The following is a 1,695-nucleotide window of genomic DNA, read 5'->3' on the forward strand; positions in this document are numbered from 1 at the left end:
TGGTGGTGGTGGTGGCGGTTAATCAACGATTTGTTGGTTAACGTCATCGCTTCGCCAAAACCCATTGGCAACATAGAGAGCCAGGCAGTTCGAGCCAGCCGAACAACGAACTGCCCGGCCTTCATCGATTCCTGATTCAGTTCACAGGAGAAAACCTGTAATGTTGAACCCTAAAAGCTTTCAGACGGTACAATCCCTCGCTCAAACCTATCCTGGCGTATCGACGCAGGTAAAAGGCTATGTCGAGCAGGCCATCAACCCAAATCGACGGGGGCGTGTGCGCTACCAGGCAACTTACTGGTTTGGAATTTGTGCCGATGCGCGATCGCTACCGTCCGGTATGGAAGTTACCGTCATCGGTCGGCAAGGTAACACACTGATTGTGCAACCCATTGTTTCCTAAAATCACTCGTACGTGACGTCCCCCTTTCATGGGCGGTTCTCTTTCCCCAACAACTCCTTTTACAACCCAAAACATGAGCTATTGGGCAAAGCAAAATTCCTTGGCTAACTCCCACGGTCCCTTGTGGTAGTGCCACAGCAACAAGCCTTCACCCCGTCCCGTCATAGGTTGCCATTGCGCGTCCAGTTCTTCGTAGAGCTGGCGGGCCGTTTCGGGTTTCACTTTGTTTTGAATGGTGATGTGCGGGCGGTAGCCCTGGCGATCTTGGGGAATGAGCCACTCGTCCCAGGTGGTTGCCAGAGTTTTGTGTAATTGCATCAGCGCAGGCGAATGAACGCTGATGGCGACGCCGTTGCCCAGAAACTGGAGCGAGGGCAAGGAAATTGGAAAGGGTTCTGTCTGGGCGCACAGGGTTTCTAAGCTGTGGAAAATAGCCGATTCGCGATCGCCCGGCAGCTGGTGAAACAAAATAACGTGGGCAGGCACGACATTACGCTCTGGAGGAAAGTGCTGCTGGCGCAGCGTGTTGGCTCGCTCGAACGTGGTTTGGTCCAACTTTAGTGTCAAAAGCAGAGAAGTACTCATTAGAGCTGTTAGGAAATAACTGAAATAGCTAGCTTTACTGGCAGTGGCTCTGTTTTGGCGCTGGTCTTAAGCAGTCATCAGGTAGAAGTTCCATGCTGGAAAGCGCTCAATGAACGCCTCAACGCTATCCAGTTTGCGCTCGGGTTAAGACGAGGTGCTCCCCGAAAGCGGCTTCGAGAATTGGTTGCAGGCGATGCATCCAAGTGCAAGCTTGGCTACGGTCGATATTGAACAACACCCCAGCCACATCGAAGGTCGGATAGCACTTGAAGTAGAACAAGATGTAAAACAACTTGTCTTGAGGGCGATGTAGCCGCGACTTGCGACCTCCACCGATGGCACGCTGCCGGGGCCGATTGAGTAAACGTTGCTGATAGACTGCGCTAAACCTGGGCAAGAGCGCCTCGAACGCTTTTCGTTTCAAGCCTGTTAACGCCCGCAGCAGCCTGTCTTGGCGGAGCACACGGTCAATACTGAGCATGGCACTCGTCAGGACACACCACTCTTATCTTCTATAGAATACGCTGGCTAGGATGTGCTGACAAGATAACGCTATTTGGAATTTTCTTCCGCAGGCAATGCATCAATGGATTGCAAGATAGCGCGTGTAATTTCCTCTCTTTTATAGAGGTCGTCTAGTCGGTTTGGCGTATCCATATTGAGAGCGAAGAACACAGGACCTGTTGGCCACTCGACCCACCCTACCC

Annotated in this window: 3 protein-coding genes and 1 pseudogene; 1 reads left to right on the forward strand and 3 read right to left on the reverse strand. The window is 52.2% G+C overall.

Annotated features, from left to right (window positions below):
- The first annotated feature begins 160 nt into the window (after positions 1 to 160).
- Positions 161 to 403: an NfeD family protein gene (locus IQ273_RS33010; protein ID WP_194027291.1), complete on the forward strand. Its 243-nt coding sequence runs from the start codon at positions 161 to 163 to the stop codon at positions 401 to 403.
- Positions 404 to 481: 78 nt separating this feature from the next.
- On the opposite strand, the gene IQ273_RS33015 is transcribed toward IQ273_RS33010, so the two are convergent.
- From IQ273_RS33015 to IQ273_RS36270, 3 genes and pseudogenes are all read right to left on the reverse strand, one after another.
- Positions 482 to 970, reverse strand: coding sequence for a 2'-5' RNA ligase family protein (locus tag IQ273_RS33015; RefSeq protein ID WP_228054375.1), 489 nt, complete (start codon positions 968 to 970; stop codon positions 482 to 484).
- Between the two features lie 142 nt (positions 971 to 1,112).
- Positions 1,113 to 1,469 (reverse strand): transposase family protein, encoded by a 357-nt coding sequence (locus IQ273_RS33020; RefSeq protein WP_194027293.1) that lies wholly within the window; start codon positions 1,467 to 1,469, stop codon positions 1,113 to 1,115.
- 71 nt (positions 1,470 to 1,540) lie between these two features.
- Positions 1,541 to 1,695, reverse strand: a pseudogene (locus IQ273_RS36270) (class D beta-lactamase); the annotation flags it as partial.

Origin of the sequence: Nodosilinea sp. LEGE 07298 (assembly GCF_015207265.1) — a bacterium.
Classification (GTDB): Bacteria; Cyanobacteriota; Cyanobacteriia; order Phormidesmidales; family Phormidesmidaceae; genus Nodosilinea.

Excerpts from the sequence above, each read along its gene's own strand:
- IQ273_RS33010 (WP_194027291.1), top strand. The coding sequence starts at position 161 with ATGTTGAACCCTAAAAGCTTTCAGACGGTACAATCCCTCGCTCAAACC.
- IQ273_RS33020 (WP_194027293.1), bottom strand. The coding sequence starts at position 1,469 with ATGCTCAGTATTGACCGTGTGCTCCGCCAAGACAGGCTGCTGCGGGCG.